At 35.9% G+C, this 16691-nt stretch carries 21 protein-coding genes; 16 read left to right on the top strand and 5 right to left on the bottom strand.

Annotated features, from left to right (window positions below):
- Window positions 1-45 precede the first annotated feature (45 nt).
- The gene (locus tag BK585_RS11165; RefSeq protein ID WP_419095540.1) at window positions 46-957 is read left to right on the top strand and encodes a macrolide 2'-phosphotransferase; all 912 of its coding nucleotides are present in this window, start codon (window positions 46-48) and stop codon (window positions 955-957) included.
- A gap of 119 nt (window positions 958-1076) precedes the next feature.
- On the opposite strand, the gene BK585_RS11160 is transcribed toward BK585_RS11165, so the two are convergent.
- Together BK585_RS11160 and BK585_RS11155 are read right to left on the bottom strand one after the other, a co-directional pair.
- The gene (locus tag BK585_RS11160; protein ID WP_078553526.1) at window positions 1077-2357 is read right to left on the bottom strand and encodes a glycoside hydrolase family 27 protein; all 1281 of its coding nucleotides are present in this window, start codon (window positions 2355-2357) and stop codon (window positions 1077-1079) included.
- A 141-nt stretch (window positions 2358-2498) separates the two neighbouring features.
- Entirely contained in the window at window positions 2499-3146 is a 648-nt protein-coding gene (locus BK585_RS11155) for a M50 family metallopeptidase (RefSeq protein WP_170885549.1), read from the bottom strand.
- 84 nt (window positions 3147-3230) lie between these two features.
- Between BK585_RS11155 and BK585_RS11150 the strand changes: the two genes are divergently transcribed.
- The 5 genes from BK585_RS11150 (at window position 3231) to BK585_RS11130 (ending at window position 7559) form a co-directional block, all read left to right on the top strand.
- On the top strand, window positions 3231-5492 hold the full coding sequence (locus tag BK585_RS11150) for a UvrD-helicase domain-containing protein (protein ID WP_078553524.1): 2262 nt from the start codon (window positions 3231-3233) through the stop codon (window positions 5490-5492).
- Between the two features lie 188 nt (window positions 5493-5680).
- On the top strand, window positions 5681-6061 hold the full coding sequence (locus BK585_RS11145) for a hypothetical protein (RefSeq protein ID WP_078553523.1): 381 nt from the start codon (window positions 5681-5683) through the stop codon (window positions 6059-6061).
- Complete coding sequence (locus BK585_RS11140) at window positions 6051-6662, top strand: endolytic transglycosylase MltG (protein WP_170885548.1); 612 nt, start codon at window positions 6051-6053, stop codon at window positions 6660-6662. The genes BK585_RS11145 and BK585_RS11140 overlap by 11 nt, the downstream gene beginning before the upstream one ends.
- Before the next feature lie 96 nt (window positions 6663-6758).
- A complete protein-coding gene (locus BK585_RS11135) occupies window positions 6759-7112 on the top strand; it encodes a VOC family protein (protein WP_078553521.1) in 354 nt (117 codons plus the stop codon).
- 57 nt (window positions 7113-7169) lie between these two features.
- Complete coding sequence (locus tag BK585_RS11130; RefSeq protein ID WP_078553520.1) at window positions 7170-7559, top strand: VOC family protein; 390 nt, start codon at window positions 7170-7172, stop codon at window positions 7557-7559.
- A 259-nt stretch (window positions 7560-7818) separates the two neighbouring features.
- On the opposite strand, the gene BK585_RS11125 is transcribed toward BK585_RS11130, so the two are convergent.
- Window positions 7819-8535, bottom strand: coding sequence for a 3-ketoacyl-ACP reductase (locus tag BK585_RS11125; RefSeq protein ID WP_078553519.1), 717 nt, complete (start codon window positions 8533-8535; stop codon window positions 7819-7821).
- A 186-nt stretch (window positions 8536-8721) separates the two neighbouring features.
- Here BK585_RS11125 and BK585_RS11120 point away from each other — a divergent pair, with 186 nt between their 5' ends.
- Window positions 8722-9567, top strand: a complete 846-nt coding sequence (locus tag BK585_RS11120; protein ID WP_078553518.1) for a VOC family protein — start codon at window positions 8722-8724, stop codon at window positions 9565-9567.
- 139 nt (window positions 9568-9706) lie between these two features.
- On the opposite strand, the gene BK585_RS11115 is transcribed toward BK585_RS11120, so the two are convergent.
- Window positions 9707-10345, bottom strand: a complete 639-nt coding sequence (locus BK585_RS11115; RefSeq protein ID WP_078553517.1) for a hypothetical protein — start codon at window positions 10343-10345, stop codon at window positions 9707-9709.
- A gap of 258 nt (window positions 10346-10603) precedes the next feature.
- On the opposite strand from BK585_RS11115, the gene BK585_RS11110 reads away from it, so the two are divergent.
- Together BK585_RS11110 and BK585_RS24015 are read left to right on the top strand one after the other, a co-directional pair.
- On the top strand, window positions 10604-11818 hold the full coding sequence (locus tag BK585_RS11110; protein WP_139367546.1) for a hypothetical protein: 1215 nt from the start codon (window positions 10604-10606) through the stop codon (window positions 11816-11818).
- Complete coding sequence (locus BK585_RS24015) at window positions 11805-11957, top strand: hypothetical protein (protein ID WP_170885547.1); 153 nt, start codon at window positions 11805-11807, stop codon at window positions 11955-11957. Before BK585_RS11110 ends, BK585_RS24015 begins: the two co-directional genes overlap by 14 nt.
- Before the next feature lie 25 nt (window positions 11958-11982).
- Here BK585_RS24015 and BK585_RS23705 read toward each other — a convergent pair whose 3' ends face one another.
- The gene (locus BK585_RS23705; RefSeq protein WP_139367545.1) at window positions 11983-12207 is read right to left on the bottom strand and encodes a hypothetical protein; all 225 of its coding nucleotides are present in this window, start codon (window positions 12205-12207) and stop codon (window positions 11983-11985) included.
- A gap of 98 nt (window positions 12208-12305) precedes the next feature.
- Here BK585_RS23705 and BK585_RS11105 point away from each other — a divergent pair, with 98 nt between their 5' ends.
- The 7 genes from BK585_RS11105 to BK585_RS11075 all read left to right on the top strand — a co-directional run bounded on the left by BK585_RS11105 (window position 12306) and on the right by BK585_RS11075 (window position 16666).
- On the top strand, window positions 12306-12527 hold the full coding sequence (locus BK585_RS11105) for an RNA-dependent RNA polymerase family protein (protein ID WP_078553515.1): 222 nt from the start codon (window positions 12306-12308) through the stop codon (window positions 12525-12527).
- 151 nt (window positions 12528-12678) lie between these two features.
- Entirely contained in the window at window positions 12679-14340 is a 1662-nt protein-coding gene (locus tag BK585_RS11100; protein ID WP_078553514.1) for a SulP family inorganic anion transporter, read from the top strand.
- 68 nt (window positions 14341-14408) lie between these two features.
- The gene (locus BK585_RS11095; protein ID WP_078553513.1) at window positions 14409-14801 is read left to right on the top strand and encodes a rhodanese-like domain-containing protein; all 393 of its coding nucleotides are present in this window, start codon (window positions 14409-14411) and stop codon (window positions 14799-14801) included.
- Window positions 14802-14829: 28 nt separating this feature from the next.
- Window positions 14830-15090 carry a metal-sensitive transcriptional regulator gene (locus BK585_RS11090; protein ID WP_078553512.1) on the top strand — a complete coding sequence of 87 codons (261 nt, stop codon included), beginning with the start codon at window positions 14830-14832 and terminating at the stop codon, window positions 15088-15090.
- 134 nt (window positions 15091-15224) lie between these two features.
- Window positions 15225-15707: a DsrE/DsrF/DrsH-like family protein gene (locus BK585_RS11085; protein ID WP_170885546.1), complete on the top strand. Its 483-nt coding sequence runs from the start codon at window positions 15225-15227 to the stop codon at window positions 15705-15707.
- Window positions 15708-15731: 24 nt separating this feature from the next.
- Entirely contained in the window at window positions 15732-16094 is a 363-nt protein-coding gene (locus tag BK585_RS11080; RefSeq protein WP_078553510.1) for a rhodanese-like domain-containing protein, read from the top strand.
- A complete protein-coding gene (locus tag BK585_RS11075) occupies window positions 16085-16666 on the top strand; it encodes a sulfurtransferase TusA family protein (protein WP_170885545.1) in 582 nt (193 codons plus the stop codon). The genes BK585_RS11080 and BK585_RS11075 overlap by 10 nt, the downstream gene beginning before the upstream one ends.
- Window positions 16667-16691 lie beyond the last annotated feature (25 nt).

Genomic DNA, 16691 nt, shown 5'->3' with positions numbered 1-16691 from the left:
GAAGCTTGTCTGTGGTTTTTTTGTATATTTATTAATAGATAATATTTGGAGGAATTGAAAATAAATATAAGTGAAATTAGACAATTAGCAAAAACTAAAGGATTGGATATTATAGAAGATACTATAAATATAAATGAGTCTGGTGTTGATTTTCGAGTAGCACATGTCAAAGACAAAAATTGTGATAACTGGATACTACGGGTACCACGTAGACCAGAATCTATGAGACATGCCTTACAAGAGAAAAGAGCTTTAGATATCATTCATCATAATGCAAGCTTCGAAGTTCCAAAATGGTCTATTTTCTCGGATGAGCTAATTGCTTATAAGCAATTAAGTGGTGTTCCTGCCGCTATAGTTGATGTTGAACAACAAGATTATATATGGAGTTTTGATAAAAACAGTGTACCAACTGAATATTATACTTCATTAGGGAAGGTTCTAGCAGAATTGCATGCCTTACCTGTAAAAGGATTCCAAAATATTGGTGTTGAAAACATTTGTTCTAGTGAGTTAAGATCCACCATGAAGCAACGAATGGAGCGTGTAAAAGAACAATACAATGTCAACCAACATTTATGGGATCGATGGCAATCATGGATTACTGCTGACTCTTATTGGCCATCTCATGTAGGGGTAAAACATGGAGACTTACATCCAGGTCATCTCCTTATTGATACGAACAATAAGGTAACCGGAGTAATTGATTGGACAGAGGTTGGGATAGCAGATGTGTCTGTAGATTTCATATCGCACTTTCTCCTTTTTGGTAGAGAAGGACTAACAAAGTTAATCAACTCATATGACAATGCCGGGGGGCGAACGTGGAATAGAATGGAAGAGCATATTGAAGAACTTCTAACAACAAGTGGTATTACAGTTGCTGAATACGCTCAATCTTCAAGACTGAAGGAAATGCACGAGGTAGCTTCACAAATGCTTTCTGGTGAAAGCTAATTGGGAAGTTTCCCGACCTTTAAAAAAAATCCTCTCCCAGTTATAAGTAGGAGAGGAGATTTTGATAGACTTACTCTGAAAATCCAATGGTTTATCTTCATAACCTCTGCTAACTGAGGTTATGAAGATATTCTAACCAATTTCGCACCATGTGCTTGAATCTTGAATTCTATCCTATTGTTTTCAAATGTAAGGCTTTGATTTGTCCAAAGCTCCGTGCCTTCGTTTATTGAAATAACATCCAATTGTTCGGCAGTTACAAGAATAGTTGCCGTTTCATCGGTTGCATTAAAGAGGGCAACATACCTATAGGAATCATCTTTTGTTGTCCAGACAATATGGTCATCTTTTCGGTAAACAAGTTTACTATGGTAACAATTTCGGTGCATATCTAATACGGCTCTATTTGTTAGTAAGGAAAGCGTCCACTCATCGTTGTCTCGTAACTCTCCGCCAAACATTAATGGAGATTTGAAAATACACCACAGTGTCATCATCGTTATTTGCTCATCTGTTGTGAAACGGGTCCATCGATCACTGCCACCCCCGTCAACTGAGCGAATGCCAATATGACCAAGCGGTAACATGTCACAGTCTGGCCAGTTTCCACTGCCTACGTGCTCACTCCATTTTTCACATCGTTCAAACATATCATACAGAAGCTCCCAGCGGTCCCAATAATCATCTGTTATTCTCCACATGTTAGCATTGGCTTTTAGTTCTTCTGCGTGTTCCACAGGTGCAGGTCCTGGAGAAAGGCTTAACACAATATTTCTTCCGCATTGGTCAATGGCTTTACGAATTAACTCTATCTCGGGAATATGTATTCCATATAGACGGGAGTCTGCAATATCATCAACCTTTATAAAATCAACGCCCCATTCAGCATATAAATTAAATAAAGAGTTATAGTATTCCTGTGCCCCTTCTTTTGAGGCATCTACACCATACATGTCTGTGTTCCAAGGACAAATGGAGTTTGGATGAGCAATATCTCGTGCTCGGACAGAAGTTCCTAAAATCGCTGTATTGTTATGAACAGCCTGTCTAGGAATTCCTCTCATGATATGAATGCCAAACTTTAAACCTAGACTATGAATAAAGTCACCTAATTCTTTAAAGCCTTTGCCATTCATTGCAGATGGAAAGCGGTTTTCAGCAGGAATTAAACGTGAATACTCGTCCATCTCGAGAGGGACGAAAGGACGATAGAGCGAGGAGACAGCGCCTGGTTCATACCATTGGATATCAACAACAACATACTCCCATCCATAAGTCTTCAAATGTTCCGCCATGTATAAAGCATTACCTCGTACTTCTTTTTCTGTAACAGCTGCTCCGTAACAATCCCAGCTATTCCAACCCATCGGAGGAGTTACTGCAGATAATCGATGATTCATCAACACCATTCCTTCCCAAAATATTTAATACACGTTTATCATACATTATCTAGTGAGAGGAATTCTATTAAATTACGTTAATGAAGTGCCGATATAAGCAGTTGAATCAAAACTTTAATAAGCAATATTGTGCAACAAAGCTTATAAAATAAACAAAGTAAACACATAGTATAAGCTAACTAAAGATTGTCCAAAGAAAAGAAGTCCCCAAAATACGGCAGGAATAAAGGTTTGTTGGGCTAAGTTGGTTGCGTCACCTGCATGTTTAGGTCTTGTTATACTTAAAGTAAATATCGTAAAAGCACTTGAAACGGAGTGAATTAACAGAATACAAGCAATTAACAGAGTAAACCCTTCCTTCCAAGATGATAACTGGTGATAGTGAAAGTAGAAGGAGAGTGTGATAAAAGCGGAAAGCCACAAAATGCCGTATATATTGCGCACCCAAAGAGTTAAGTTTAATAGAGCGAGTCCAACTAATCCATAAAATAAGAAATGACTATTGTCTGTATGGATAAGGTAAAAGGAGCCGAATGCCACAAGAGAAGATGTTGTGTACCCTGCATAGCTGACTAGAAATCTTGCAATCCATGAAGAAGTTCCTGTTTCTGCTAGACCTTCCGTATTTGCAAATAAAGAAATTGAATAGACTTTTCCACTTGTTAGTAATGCCATTAGCGCATGACCGGATTCATGGACTAAGGTATTAACCGTACAAAACGCCAATCGTATGACGGGTATATGACAGATAATGAAGGCTATAATTAAGTAGATATAGATATTTTCCAATAGATTCCCCTCCGTTATACATATAAAAGTAAAAACATTTCTGCTATGATAGATATTTAAACATTAAACAATAGGTGATATATGATGAGTACCAATCGTTTTCATAAAACCATTTCTGGAACGGACACTCTTACAATCCATGAAGCTACACTAGCAAACACGATAAATAGTAGTAGCTTAGTACTCGATGAAGAGCAAGATTCTTTTTACTTTCGTGCGTTAGAAAAACAAGGAATTCTATTAAATATAGCACAGATTCAAGCAGTTCGACATCTAAAGGGGCCTTTACTCACATTAGCTGGAGCGGGTTCTGGAAAGACATCAGTATTGGTCGCGCGAACGGGTTATTTACTTACGGTTCATCATGTCCACCCAAGAAATATTTTACTCGTTACATTTACAAAGAAAGCAGCACAGGAAATGAAAGAGAGAATTGCCCGATTACCTGGTGTGACAAGACAAGCGGCTTCCAACATTCAAACGAGTACATTTCACTCTTTTTTCTTGAAACTAATACGAAGTAGAGGATTTGACCAAGAAATTTTAACGAGTGAACGATTTAAGCATATTATCCTAAAAAAGATTTTAAAAGAGTTAGGGTTAAGTGATACGTATCAGCCTGAAACGTTATTAACCTTATTTTCTTCTTATAAAATGAATCTAGTTTCGTTTAACGAGATTCCATCTAGTACATCTGTTGAAAAAGAGATTAAGCAAATTTATACCCAGTATGAACAGTGGAAAAAAGAAAAACATCAAATGGATTTTGACGATATATTACTTGAAGCCTATCATCTGTTGTTGAACTCTCCCGACCTAGTAGTCGCACTGCAAAATCGTTTTACTTATATCATGATAGATGAGTTTCAAGATACCAATTTTCTTCAATATGAACTGTTCAAGATGATTGCGAGGAGTCACCAAAATTTGATGGTCGTCGGTGATGATGACCAAACGATTTATTCTTTTAATGGCGCAAGAAACGAATTTATCTTACAATTTGACAAAGAATTTCCTACTGCAAAAACAGTCACATTAGATATCAATTATCGTTCCACAAGCACGATTGTTGGTCTTGGAAATGCGATAATTGCAATGAATCAACAACGAAAACCAAAAACGTTACAATCAACAAGAACAAGTAATCAACCACCTATGTTCGCAACGCCTGCAAGCGTTGATGAAGAAGCAACATGGGTGATTCAAGACATACAGGAAAAAGTAGCGTCTGGAGACCATACTTACAAAGATTTTGCGGTATTGCATCGGACAGCCACAAATAGTAGAGCAATGTTTGAAGAGTTAACAAAAGCAGACATTCCTTTTATTAATTATTCAGTTACGGATCAGACATTTTATGAGCAATGGCCGGTAAGGGAAGTCGTTTGTCACTTGAAACTAGCTTTATATCCTAATGAATACGATGCCATCGCAGATATGTTAGCGACGTTATACATTAATAAAGATGTTGGAATGAACCATATTATGATAAGCGAAAACGTGACTTCTCAACCGAGTCCACTGCTTCACTTAACTTCAATGCCATCAATAAAAGAGTATCAGAAAAACAAAGTAGTTGAACGAGTCCAACTGTTAAAGCAAATAAGAACAATTGAACCTTATGCTGCGATAAAAATGATTCGCGACCGCTTTTACGATAAGTATTTAGAAGCGAATGAGCGTCAAACCGTCACAAATCATAAAGAGGCATTAAAAGAAACGTTAGATGAGCTTGAAACCTCTGCGAAGCGATTTAGCTCGCTAGCCACATTTATTGCTTTTATTGAAGAAATCATTGAAAAAAATCGAGACATGATGAAGTTAAAAAAAGACAGTGAGACCAATGCGATTTCATTAATGACAATACATCGCTCAAAAGGACTTGAGTTTCCTGTCGTATACCTAATTGGAGCGTCAGAAGGGATTCTTCCTCATGTATCGGCCATTGATGCGGATAAACTGAAAGACTTACATCCAGGAGTGGAATTAAAGAAGAAAAAGAATTTAGCCGTTGAGGAAGAACGTAGACTTTGTTATGTCGCAATTACTAGAGCAAAAGAAGAACTGTTCATTAGTTCTCCAACACACTATCGTGGAAAACATGTAGATGTATCAAGATTTTTACGAGAAGCCTCCCCCATACAAAAGCAGGAAAAAAACAATAGTAAAGAAATCGAGCCGATTCCAAGGAAATTTAAGGAGACGATTGTTGCCTGGAAATGCTCGAGTAGTTCCTGCATTGCTTGGATGCGAATTCTTACACATGAAAATCCAACTAAAGACCAGAAAAAATGTCCATTATGTCGTGCATCGATGGAAACAGGAAAAGTCGATATCTACGAGTAAATATGTGTGTAAAATAGCACAACCAAAAATAGGTATTATGATACTACCAATGGTAATAAACCCATTTATTTTGTTACACTTTTCAGACTAATGACGTGTTTTGTCAATTTCCATCGAAATTATTCCTGAAACAAAGTATAATATGAAAGTCTAATAGTAAAGAAAATAGATTCTGAGGAGGGAACACAATGGTAGCTGCAATAACCATTTTGTTTAGTACAGCCGTTGGTTTGCTTGTATATTCAGCGATTAAAGCCAAGCAAACAACAAAAGAAGAACAACAACAGATCGAACAGATTTCTATTTCCATGATGGAAGAAGTCCAACATATGCAACAACAGTTAAAAGAGTTTGAGCTTGACTTGGAAATAACTGCTCAAGAAGCTGGATTACAAGCAGTGTCACCGCAACGTAAATTGATGAGAGAAGTGCTCGATTTACATAGACGAGGATACTCCAATGAAAGCATTGCTTCACAAAAGCAGTTAAGTGAGAATGAAGTGGAAAGTATGCTTTCGCCTTACATCCAACAAAAGGTCGAGAGGAGAGAAGTATCTAATGCGATTTAACACCATTCAAAGCTTTGCGGGCGGTCTAATTGTCGCTGCTAGTGTGTGTGGAATTGTCTACTTCTCAAGTCCAAGTGAAGCAGAAAGCGTTACAGCGGAACCAGAAGCAGAAGTAGATGTTGAAAAAGAAGAAGAAATGAAAGATGAAGAACCTGACATCGTTCAAGTTGATGACAAAGAAATCATTGAGCTTCTTCGTTTGCAAGGCTATCTGATTCATACAGAGGAAGAGTTCCACGAAACAATTCAAGAAGAAATTGAAGCTGCAATGGAATCAGAACGTGAAAATCATGATAAACAGCTTGAAGAATTACAAAAAGAACTAGAAGAAAAAGCAAAAGCGACAAAAGAAGAGAGTAAGAAAAAAGACAACGACAGTAATGAAGGAACTGTATATCGAACTATGCTTTCAGTTGTTCCTGGAATGACAAGCTATGATGTTGGACAAGCGCTTGAAAATGCAAATATCATCAAAAGTTCCTCGGCTTTTAGACAAGAGGTTGAAAATCAAGGCGTAGCCACGAACTTAAAGCCTGGAACGTATGAAGTAACGAGCGAAATGTCAATGAAAGAAATTATATCAGTTATCTTTAAAAAATAATAAAGTAAAAGCTAAAATAGAGTATAAATGATGTTTATTTATACTCTATTTTTATATTATTCTTTCTTACTACCCATAAAAAGGAGTGTAAATATTATGAAAAGTCCGATTGAAAGCTATATAGGTGGAATATTTATTCCAGTTAGTAATATTGAGAATGCTATGAAATGGTACTGCGATATACTTAGTCGACCTGTCGGAGAGATTATATATGGTCATTTGTTTGTCATTCCATTAAAACCGGGACACTCTTTAATTTTAGACGAACGTATTTATTCACCTGAAGTCATTAAGGATGTTCCTTTATTTCATTTTAATACATCAGATATTCAAGGATCGTACGATTATTTAAAAGACAAAGGAGTACCGATTGTTACGGAAATCCAACATAACAAGTGGTTTTCGTTTTCCGATCCAGATGGTAATGTACTAATGGTATGTCAAACGTAATCAAAATCCTTTATAATGACATCATTGACTACATTGTGAGAGAAGTGAGGTATATAAATGGCACGTACAAAAATAGAACATGTTGGCATAATGGTAAAGGATATCGAGGCTTCAATCCATTTCTATGAATCAATAGTAGGAATGACATTGAAAAATACTCTACTACATACGAACGGCATCATTAAACTGGCGTTTTTAGGTTTTACTAAAGATGGAGAAACCGAACTCGAATTGATTCAAGGATATAATGACAAACTACCGTCTGAAGGAAAGGTCCATCACATTGCGATTACAGTAGATGATATAGAAGAGGAATGGTCAAGAATACAAAATCTTGATGTTGAACTTATTGATAGTGATATTACGACATTACCTGATGGATCCCGGTATTTCTTCTTTTATGGACAAGACGGAGAATGGATAGAGTTTTTTCAAAAAGGGAAATAGAAAACGAGCTGCTCTTAATCGTTAGAGCAGCTCGTTTTTTTATTTCTTAATGCTAACGGACACAGATGACTCTATTTTCTCTAAAAGTCTACTTTTTTCAGTCTATCGGACACAGGGGACCTTATTTATCCTAAAAGATGTGATTATTGCGGATTTTCTTTACTATAAGGTCCCTGGTGTCCGTTACAACAATAAATATAGAAAATATCGTAAAATAAGGTCTTTCCTGTCCGTTATGGAATGGCCATTGCCGTTTTTCTTATGGATTTGTAGACCATAGTCCCGCTGATTTTAGGAAAACTCTAGGATGCAGTTTTAATCCAGCTACAATGATATCAGCTAAGTCTTCTGGATGCATCACTTTTTCTGCATCTCCAGAAATTAAGTCAGATTGATATGCTAAGTCTGTAACAACGGTGCTTGGCGTAAGAGCCGTAACTCGGATGTTGTGTTTTCTTACCTCGAGCATAAGTGATTCTGTCAGTCCTAACACCCCAAACTTAGAAGCACTATAAGCACTTGTCACAGGAGCTCCTTTTTGTCCTGCAGTCGAAGAGATATTTACGATATCTCCAGACTTTTGTTCAATCATTTCAGGAAGTACGGCTCTTGTTACATTATATACACCCATGAGATTAACTCGAATGATGTTTTCCCATTCTTCAGGAGTTAAATCAAGAAATCCTCCAAATTTTGCAGTTCCAGCATTGTTTATTAATACGTCAATGCTACCGAGGTCGCTTTTGATATGTTCAACTGCATAGGTTACCGCTTCTAAATCGGATACATCAGCCGTTGCTGCAGATACTTTAACATCATATTGTGCAATGTCTTGTGCTACTTTTTCTAGGTTTTCCATCGTTAGTCCGATTAGACCAACATTTACGCCTTCTTTTGCTAAAGCGATGGCTGTTGCTCTACCAATCCCACGTCCAGCCCCAGTAATGATTGCATTTTTTCCTGTAAGATTACTCATTTCATGTCTCCTTATATATGTAAATTAAACTAATTCTGTTTTATACTTTACTTTTTTTCCATAGTTCAGTCAAAAATATTGCTCATATATAATAAAGGCAGTTTTTTAGACAGAGAAGACCGATAATTATATACTAGAGGCAAATGCCGTACAGACTGTGAAGAATGTCTAAAAGGAGATAGTTGTATGAAATTTCATAAACCACCTCTTACTTATGTAAGCCATGCCCATCTTTTTGTTGAAGATATAACTCGTTCTTTATCTTTTTATCAGGACGTCCTCGGCTTTAAAGTATTTCAAAACAAGGAAAAGCAAGTTCATTTATCTTTAGATGGCCAGACTAAACTGCTAACCATTGAACAACCTGTTAAAGTGCAACGAAAAGAGCCACGTCGCTCAGGTTTATACCATATTGCTTTATTGCTACCGAGTCGTAAAGAACTTGCAAACGTTCTTAAATACTTAATTTCAATTGGGTATGATTCAATGCAAGGATATTCAGACCATTTGGTAAGTGAAGCGATTTACTTAGCAGACCCTGATGGGAATGGAATCGAACTATATTGTGATCGCCCTTCGGAACAATGGGAATGGACGAACAATGAAGTCAACATGTCTTCAATTCCTCTAGATGTACCTAATCTATTAAAAGAATCTGATGCGAAAGGGTTTGCAGGTTTGCACGCGGATACTATCTTTGGCCACATTCATCTTCATGTTGCAGATTTACAGAAAGCAAAAGAGTTTTATGTTGAGGCTCTTGGGTTTAACGTCGTTCATCAGTTAGGAAATCATGCTCTGTTTTTATCACATGGCGGGTACCATCATCACGTAGCGATTAATGTATGGAATGGTGTAGGTGCACCAGCTCCTTCTTTGAACAGTGTAGGACTTCAATACTTCACCTTGACAATCGAAAGTGAGGAAGAAAAAACTCAAATCCTTCAGTCATGTTTTAAACTTGGATATTCTGTTGAAGAAAATCTCATTTCTGATCCATCCGGTAACCAAATACAATTACGTGTTTATTAATTAGACCTAGGGTCAAGCTAACAAATCAAAATAATAGCAATTGCTCGATACATCAAAAAACCCGTTGTGAAAAAAGCATTCACAGCGGGTTTAAGCAACATGAGTCATTAAGTTTTTTGCTTAAAGGGCTACGTTTACTCTAATATAACCCTTTTGTTTTTAGAAAACTTTCAATTTCTTCTTTATGTTCTTCATTAAATTTTCGAACAAAACTATCATATCCATTGATGTCAGGGTCATCTTGGAACGCTTCGTTCTTTATAGTGATTAATCGATGTGCTAATGCTGCTACATCTGGAGATATCGATTCTGGATCAAGAATTGCTTTATATTGTCCATCCTCTACAAGATAGGGGACGGTAAAATTCAAGTAACCTATCACTTTATTTTCCTGTTTGTCGACAACTTCTACCGAGAATAAGATATTTACTAATTGTTCGACTTGGAATACTTTAATGATTTGATGAAATTGGGTACTGTATAAGTCTCCATCATTGATTGTTGAAAATGGCACTGGTCCAAAGGTGCCTGCTAATAAATCAAAAAAGCCATCCTCAAATTCTTCACTGTACATTTCTCGATTTGAAAATTCACCGTTAATGAATGCTTCTTCGTAAAACTCTTGTATTAATTTTAATTCATATTGTATTTCACTTTCTTCACTTGTCACTTTCTTGTCAGGTAATGGTTCTGGATTTACCGTTTCCTGAAAAAAGCTACAAGCAGCAAATACCAAACAACTCATCAGTACAAATAACAACTTCAATTGTAGTTTCACAATGTTCCCCCTTAAGTGTTTTCACATGTCTTTTATTATTTAATATAGATAGAGATAAGATATCAATCTATAAGAAAATTAATTAAAAAAGGAAAAGACCAAATATTATATGCAAAAATTCCCAATAGTTGACCATAAGTTTTATTATATATAGAAATCAAACTGAAGTCACTTCTTTTTTGCTTTGCTAAATGATAAGGTTTAAAAAGATATGAAACTAGTAAAAGTTCTTGAGATACAGTTGATAGATGTAGGAGAATGAAGGAACTAAGGTGGGGAATCATGAATAAAAACTATCATAGTCGTTTGTTACGATTGAGTAAAACCTTTGATACAGTCATAGAAGTATTAAAAAATAGTGAAGTTGATAAGAAGTATGAAAATAAATGGTGGATTTGGTTATTAGTAAGTCCAATTCGAGATTTATCTCAAGTCAAGAATATAAAAGAGAAAGCAGACAATGGTCTAACATCAAAATTGGTTATAGCGTTACTTCCATTTATCAGTCCTATTGTCGGTTGGTCAGGTGCATATTGGGGATATGACCTAGATGTTATTTTATCTACTGCCATAGCAGTAGGAATAGGTATATTGTTTACAATCCTTCTATACTTTCCAAAGATGTTAACCTTTGATAGTGGGCATTTCCATACAGGGGCATATAAAAAATTTAGAAGCCAGGAATACGAATTATTTAGAAGTGCATTATTAGATGATAAAGATGATTTTTTCTTTCAGGGATTGTATGATTATATTGGTTCAATGATACAAGGTGACAAAGAATTAGATGATTTTTATCAACGCTTAGATGAAAGATTAGAACGCTTTACAACACAGGAAAAACGGATACTTGAAACAAAAGTTTCTGTGTTACAGGATAGGCTGACCCGCCAAAATAAAGATTTCGAAGATTTAGTGAATGAATATGAAGAGATTATTAAACTGTTTAAAGAGACAAATGAAGAGCTGATTCAAGGAACTGATTATGTCATTCACCTTATAAAAGATATAAACACATTGTTATTCCGAGTACATAACAACGTATTTACTACTAAAGATTTGAACATTATTTCAGGATTTACCTTATTTGAACAAAGAGAAGAAGGTCTTTTTAAGTTAGAGGATGTTGGAACAACAGGGGCTACTCCTAAAGTTATAAATCCTGACTCGCCTATCCATAAAAACTGGAGTGTCGTCAGAGTGTTACATAGCGCATTTAACAGTCCCATTATCGATAACCCCTATGAAAATCATACTGTCATTTCGATAAAGTTAAAAATGGACATGCATAATACGAAGACTTGGATATACAATTTCCATTTTGATTCAAATGATCAAAAAGTTACCCAATTATTAGTAAATAATGATATAATTGAGTCAAGAGAGATTTACCGATTAATTCATGCTCTATGCTTATTATCTCTAGATACCATACAAAATAGTAAGGAGGCGGATAGAAATGAACAATCATGAAACGAAAATAATTAAGTTCAAGTCTCAACAAGAGATTAATGAGGCCCGCCGAAAGAAAATTGACGCGGAAATTGAAGCCTCTAGAAAACGTGTAGAAGCGATTCGAAACCGTACTAAACATATAAAATCTTCCGTATAACGTTCGAGGATACTAGCACATATGGTTAGTATCCTTTTTGATTTTGTAATAACTTGTTCTTCTTATCCTGAATTCTTTGATAGGCCTCATCTAAATGTTTCATCTTATTCGTCAAATTTTTTTTTCGATCTCCTAACTTTAAAGGCTTAGGAAATGAGTTGAATTTAATAATGTCTCCCATATGAACACCGCCTACTCCTTTTTTTCCCTTATCATCATATTTTATTCCAGAAGCATTCAAAGTTGTCATGTGTAAAAACTATGGGTCTATAATTACGGTAGATAAATCACTCAAATATGGTATAATTATGTAAGATTACTATACTATCATGAATTTTGGTGAACATAATGAAGGAATTAACCCTATTTGAATGTCTTCACATTGAAGATCCCTTAGTTGAAAAACTTAAAACCATTAAAACAAATGAAACAGCTGTAATAGGTCCCTTTACAGTTTTACGTAATGAAGTGGGACTGTATGAAGTGACGACAGAAGAGATACATGAATGTGCTCGAACTGTAATGGAAGTTGTGACTATTATTCAAGAGCATAGTAAGGATTTAAATTAGATAACTAACGAAGGCGGCCAATAGGTCGTCTTATTTTTTTGCAAAGTATAGAGATGTTGGTTGTTGATGCTTCACTTTTGTTTGACAGATAATAACTTACTCATTAATGTAGGTATAGGGGTATATGTATAATTAAAAAGGAGAACATAATATGAAATTGAATTGGATTCCCGCTTTTGATTGGATTTCAACTTATTCACGTGACGATTTACGTGGCGATATGTCTGCAGGACTAATTGTTGCGATTATGCTTATTCCACAAGGGATGGCATATGCCATGCTCGCTGGACTTCCACCTGTAGTTGGATTATATGCGTCAACAATTCCTTTACTGATATATGCTCTGTTTGGAACATCAAGACACCTTGCTGTTGGACCAGTTGCGATGGTATCTTTGCTTGTATTTTCGGGTGTTTCCGCTATTGCTGAGCCAGGATCGAGTGAGTATATTTCGTTAGTCCTTTTACTCATGATGCTCATTGGACTTATTCAGTTTTTGATGGGGGTTTTACGTTTAGGCTTTTTAGTTACTTTTTTATCTCATGCCGTTATCAGTGGTTTTACATCAGCCGCAGCAATTATTATAGGAGTTAGCCAGCTAAAACATGTGATTGGTTTGAAGTTAGAGGCGGAAAAAGATGTATTTTTAATTGTCATTGAAGTTTTACAACGGGTTTCTGAAATTAATCCAATCGCCTTAATTCTTGGTTTTGCTACTATTGGGGTACTAGTAGGGGTAAAAAAGGTTGCTCCAAAACTGCCTGGACCTCTTGTTGTTGTAGTGTTAAGTATATTTACCGTTTATATCTTACAATTGCAGACATTCGGTGTAAAGATTGTTGGTGATGTTCCAAGTGGACTACCTTCTTTATCAGTTCCTGCTTTTTCAATGGATGCTATCCTTACTTTGTTACCAATAGCCATTACAATCTCCTTGATTGGGTTTATGGAATCCATTGCAATGGCAAAAGCTATTGCAGCTAAAGAGAAATATAAAGTAAATGCTAATAAAGAACTGGTTGGATTAGGGTTAGCAAATGTTGGTGGTTCCTTTTTTTCAGGGTATCCAGTCACTGGTGGTTTTTCTCGTTCTGCCGTTAATCATCAAGCTGGAGCTAAAACACCTTTTGCGACAATGATTACGGCTATACTCGTTTTGCTCACACTCGTTTTTTTCACGGATGGCTTTTATTTCTTACCCAATGCGGTCTTAGGCGCGATAATTATAGTAGCCGTTTTTAGTTTAATTGATGTAAGGGAGGTAAAGTACCTATTTAAAGTTAAGAAAATTGATGGGTGGACATGTATAATTACGTTTGTTTCAACTCTATTGATTGGGATTGAACAAGGGATATTTATTGGTGTTGTGTTTTCGTTACTCGTTTTTATTTGGAGAAGTGCATATCCGCATGTTGCTGTGCTTGGATTTGTTAAAGAAGAACAAGTTTTTCGAAATATAAAAAGATATCCAGAAGCAACAGTAGATCCGCAAGTACTCATTTTTCGCGTAGATGCTTCTTTATACTTTGCGAATATGACATTTCTAGAAAATCAACTTAGAGAACTCCTGTCAGAAAAACCGGATACAAAGTCGGTCATTTTTGATTTTTCGGGTGTCAATTCAATTGATGCCGTTGCGATTCATACGCTAGAGGAACTCATTGAACAATATCAATCTGCTGGTATAACGATTGTTTTGGCTAGTGTAAAAGGTCCTGTCATGGACTTATTTAAGAAAGTTCAATGGGATGTAAAATACGGAAAACAAATCAATTATTTATCGATACAGCATGCCATAACTGACATCAAATAAAAAAACACAGTTGACAATATACCTATAGGGGTATACTATGAGTGTACCAACTAAAAAGGAGGCAAACTGTGAATAAGAATTTAAAACACTTTCTTTTTTTCTTATTAGTTATTGTAGGCTTTATCGGTTATAAACTAGTAACTACAAGTGGAATTGAGCAAATAAGCACGGAACAATTAGCTGAAATGATGGCTGACGAACAAAATCAAGATGTATTCTTTGTTGATGTTCGTGAAACAAACGAATTTACTGCTGGTCACATTGCTGGAATGACGAATGTTCCGTTAAGTACCTTAGAAGAAAACGCGCATCTGATACCTAATGACCAAAAAGTTGTTGTCTTTTGTAGAAGCGGGAAGCGAAGTCTTCAAGCATCAAACACATTAAAGGGTCTTGGGTATAATAATTTAATTAACGTTAAGGGTGGAATGCTAGCCTGGAAAGGTGAAGTTGTAAAGTAGATTATTATGTAAACAAGGAGAGAGTAAGATGGAATATAGTGATCAAATGAAAAACAGAGTCAAACGAGTTGAAGGTCAAGTGAAGGCCATTTTGCGAATGATGGAGGAAGGGAAGGATTGTAGAGAGCTAGTGGCACAAATGTCAGCAGCAAGAAATGCATTAGACCGTGCAATTGGGGTAGTTGTAAGTACTAACCTAGAGCATTGTGTCAGAGAACAAATCGAAAAAGGGGAAGATACGGAAGCTTTTATTCAAGAAGCAGTTAATCTCCTAGTGAAAAGTAGATAACCAGGGGTTACAAGTTAATCCCTGTTCCTTGTAAGAAACAATAATTCAACCATTGACTATATCCCTAAGTGTAAGAAAAAAAATTTATCATGAATTATACAGGTACGGGTATATGTATAATAAAAGGAGCGAATATGATGTCAGGAAAAAAGAAAACAACAATTATATTATTTAGTGGAGATTATGATAAAGCAATGGCGGCTTTTATCATTGCAAATGGTGCTGCGGCCTATGACCATGAGGTTACGATATTTTCAACTTTTTGGGGGTTGAATGCATTTAGAAAAGAAGAACATGTACCTGTTAAAAAGAACTTTTTAGAAAAAATGTTTGCAAAGATGATGCCACATGGTGCAGATAAGATGGGGTTATCTAAAATGAACTTCGCTGGAATGGGACCTAAGATGATCAAACAAGTAATGAAAAAGCATAATGCGATGCCTTTACCAGATTTAATCGAAATGGCAAAAGAACAAGGCGTCAAACTTGTAGCTTGTACAATGACGATGGATTTACTCGGCCTTAAGCAAGAAGAACTAATTGATGGTCTTGAGTATGCTGGAGTCGCCGCATATCTTGGCGATGCCGAAGAAGGAAATGTTAATCTATTTATCTAGCAATATACCAAAGGGGGTACCAACATGGAATTTATCATCAACCTTGCAATAATCCTACTAGTAACTTGGTTTCTTTTTAACAGACTCGTCCCAACTATAGGTGTTGTACAAATTAATACAGTAGAACTTAAAAAGAAATTATCCGAAAAGAACGTTAAATTTATTGATGTGAGAACTAGAAATGAGTTCAACCAATTTCACATTCCAAGCTTTATGAATGTACCTCTTCATGAACTCACGAAAAAAGCAAACCAACTATCAAAAGAGGTAGAAACAGTTGTCATTTGTCAAAGTGGGATGCGAAGTAACAAGGCGACAAAAGTATTGAAAAAGTTAGGATTCCAAAAGATATCAAATGTTAAAGGTGGCATTAGTAAATGGAGTTAAATAATAGAAGCGTTGACATAAAAAACATTACCTTCGATCAAACTGTAGATGCAAAAGGTCTTGCTTGCCCGTTGCCAATTGTAAGGACTAAGAAGGCAATGAGTGAACTTGAACAAGGAAAAGTATTAGAAGTTCAAGCGACTGATAGAGGCTCAACCGCCGATGTAAAAGCTTGGGCCACAAGCTCAGGTCATTTCTATTTAGGTACAATTGAGGATAAAGAAGTATTATTTCATTATATTAGAAAGGCAAGTGGAGAAGAAGCACTTGAAAAAAAACACCCACATGTCGTAAGTAACGAACAGTTACAAGCTAAGCTAAATAATGATGATGAAGTTATACTAGTTGACGTTCGTGAAACAGCTGAGTATGTATTTCATCATATCCCACGTTCACAATCCATTCCACTAGGAGAAATGGACAAACACTTAGATAAATTGCGACGAGAGAAACCCATATATGTTATTTGTCGGACAGGAAATCGAAGTGATTTAGCTGCTCTAGCATTAACTGAAGCAGGATTTAAACAAGTGTTTAATGTTCTGCCTGGTATGAATGAGTGGAATATATAAAAAATTTTTAGCTAAAACAATACTA

The organism is Bacillus alkalicellulosilyticus (assembly GCF_002019795.1).
Taxonomy (GTDB): Bacteria; Bacillota; Bacilli; order Bacillales; family Bacillaceae_F; genus Bacillus_AO; species Bacillus_AO alkalicellulosilyticum.
The sequence above is the reverse complement of the archived record's forward strand: the minus strand, read 5'-3'. Positions and strand labels throughout refer to the sequence as shown.

What these genes read in the sequence shown, in the direction of transcription:
- BK585_RS11160 (WP_078553526.1), bottom strand. Translation starts at nt 2,357, where the DNA reads ATGAATCATCGATTATCTGCAGTAACTCCTCCGATGGGTTGGAATAGC.
- BK585_RS11150 (WP_078553524.1), top strand. Translation starts at nt 3,231, where the DNA reads ATGAGTACCAATCGTTTTCATAAAACCATTTCTGGAACGGACACTCTT.
- BK585_RS11145 (WP_078553523.1), top strand. Translation starts at nt 5,681, where the DNA reads ATGGTAGCTGCAATAACCATTTTGTTTAGTACAGCCGTTGGTTTGCTT.
- BK585_RS11140 (WP_170885548.1), top strand. Translation starts at nt 6,051, where the DNA reads ATGCGATTTAACACCATTCAAAGCTTTGCGGGCGGTCTAATTGTCGCT.
- BK585_RS11135 (WP_078553521.1), top strand. Translation starts at nt 6,759, where the DNA reads ATGAAAAGTCCGATTGAAAGCTATATAGGTGGAATATTTATTCCAGTT.
- BK585_RS11130 (WP_078553520.1), top strand. Translation starts at nt 7,170, where the DNA reads ATGGCACGTACAAAAATAGAACATGTTGGCATAATGGTAAAGGATATC.
- BK585_RS11125 (WP_078553519.1), bottom strand. Translation starts at nt 8,535, where the DNA reads ATGAGTAATCTTACAGGAAAAAATGCAATCATTACTGGGGCTGGACGT.
- BK585_RS11120 (WP_078553518.1), top strand. Translation starts at nt 8,722, where the DNA reads ATGAAATTTCATAAACCACCTCTTACTTATGTAAGCCATGCCCATCTT.
- BK585_RS11110 (WP_139367546.1), top strand. Translation starts at nt 10,604, where the DNA reads ATGAAGGAACTAAGGTGGGGAATCATGAATAAAAACTATCATAGTCGT.
- BK585_RS24015 (WP_170885547.1), top strand. Translation starts at nt 11,805, where the DNA reads ATGAACAATCATGAAACGAAAATAATTAAGTTCAAGTCTCAACAAGAG.
- BK585_RS23705 (WP_139367545.1), bottom strand. Translation starts at nt 12,207, where the DNA reads ATGACAACTTTGAATGCTTCTGGAATAAAATATGATGATAAGGGAAAA.
- BK585_RS11105 (WP_078553515.1), top strand. Translation starts at nt 12,306, where the DNA reads ATGAAGGAATTAACCCTATTTGAATGTCTTCACATTGAAGATCCCTTA.
- BK585_RS11100 (WP_078553514.1), top strand. Translation starts at nt 12,679, where the DNA reads ATGAAATTGAATTGGATTCCCGCTTTTGATTGGATTTCAACTTATTCA.
- BK585_RS11090 (WP_078553512.1), top strand. Translation starts at nt 14,830, where the DNA reads ATGGAATATAGTGATCAAATGAAAAACAGAGTCAAACGAGTTGAAGGT.
- BK585_RS11085 (WP_170885546.1), top strand. Translation starts at nt 15,225, where the DNA reads ATGATGTCAGGAAAAAAGAAAACAACAATTATATTATTTAGTGGAGAT.
- BK585_RS11080 (WP_078553510.1), top strand. Translation starts at nt 15,732, where the DNA reads ATGGAATTTATCATCAACCTTGCAATAATCCTACTAGTAACTTGGTTT.
- BK585_RS11075 (WP_170885545.1), top strand. Translation starts at nt 16,085, where the DNA reads ATGGAGTTAAATAATAGAAGCGTTGACATAAAAAACATTACCTTCGAT.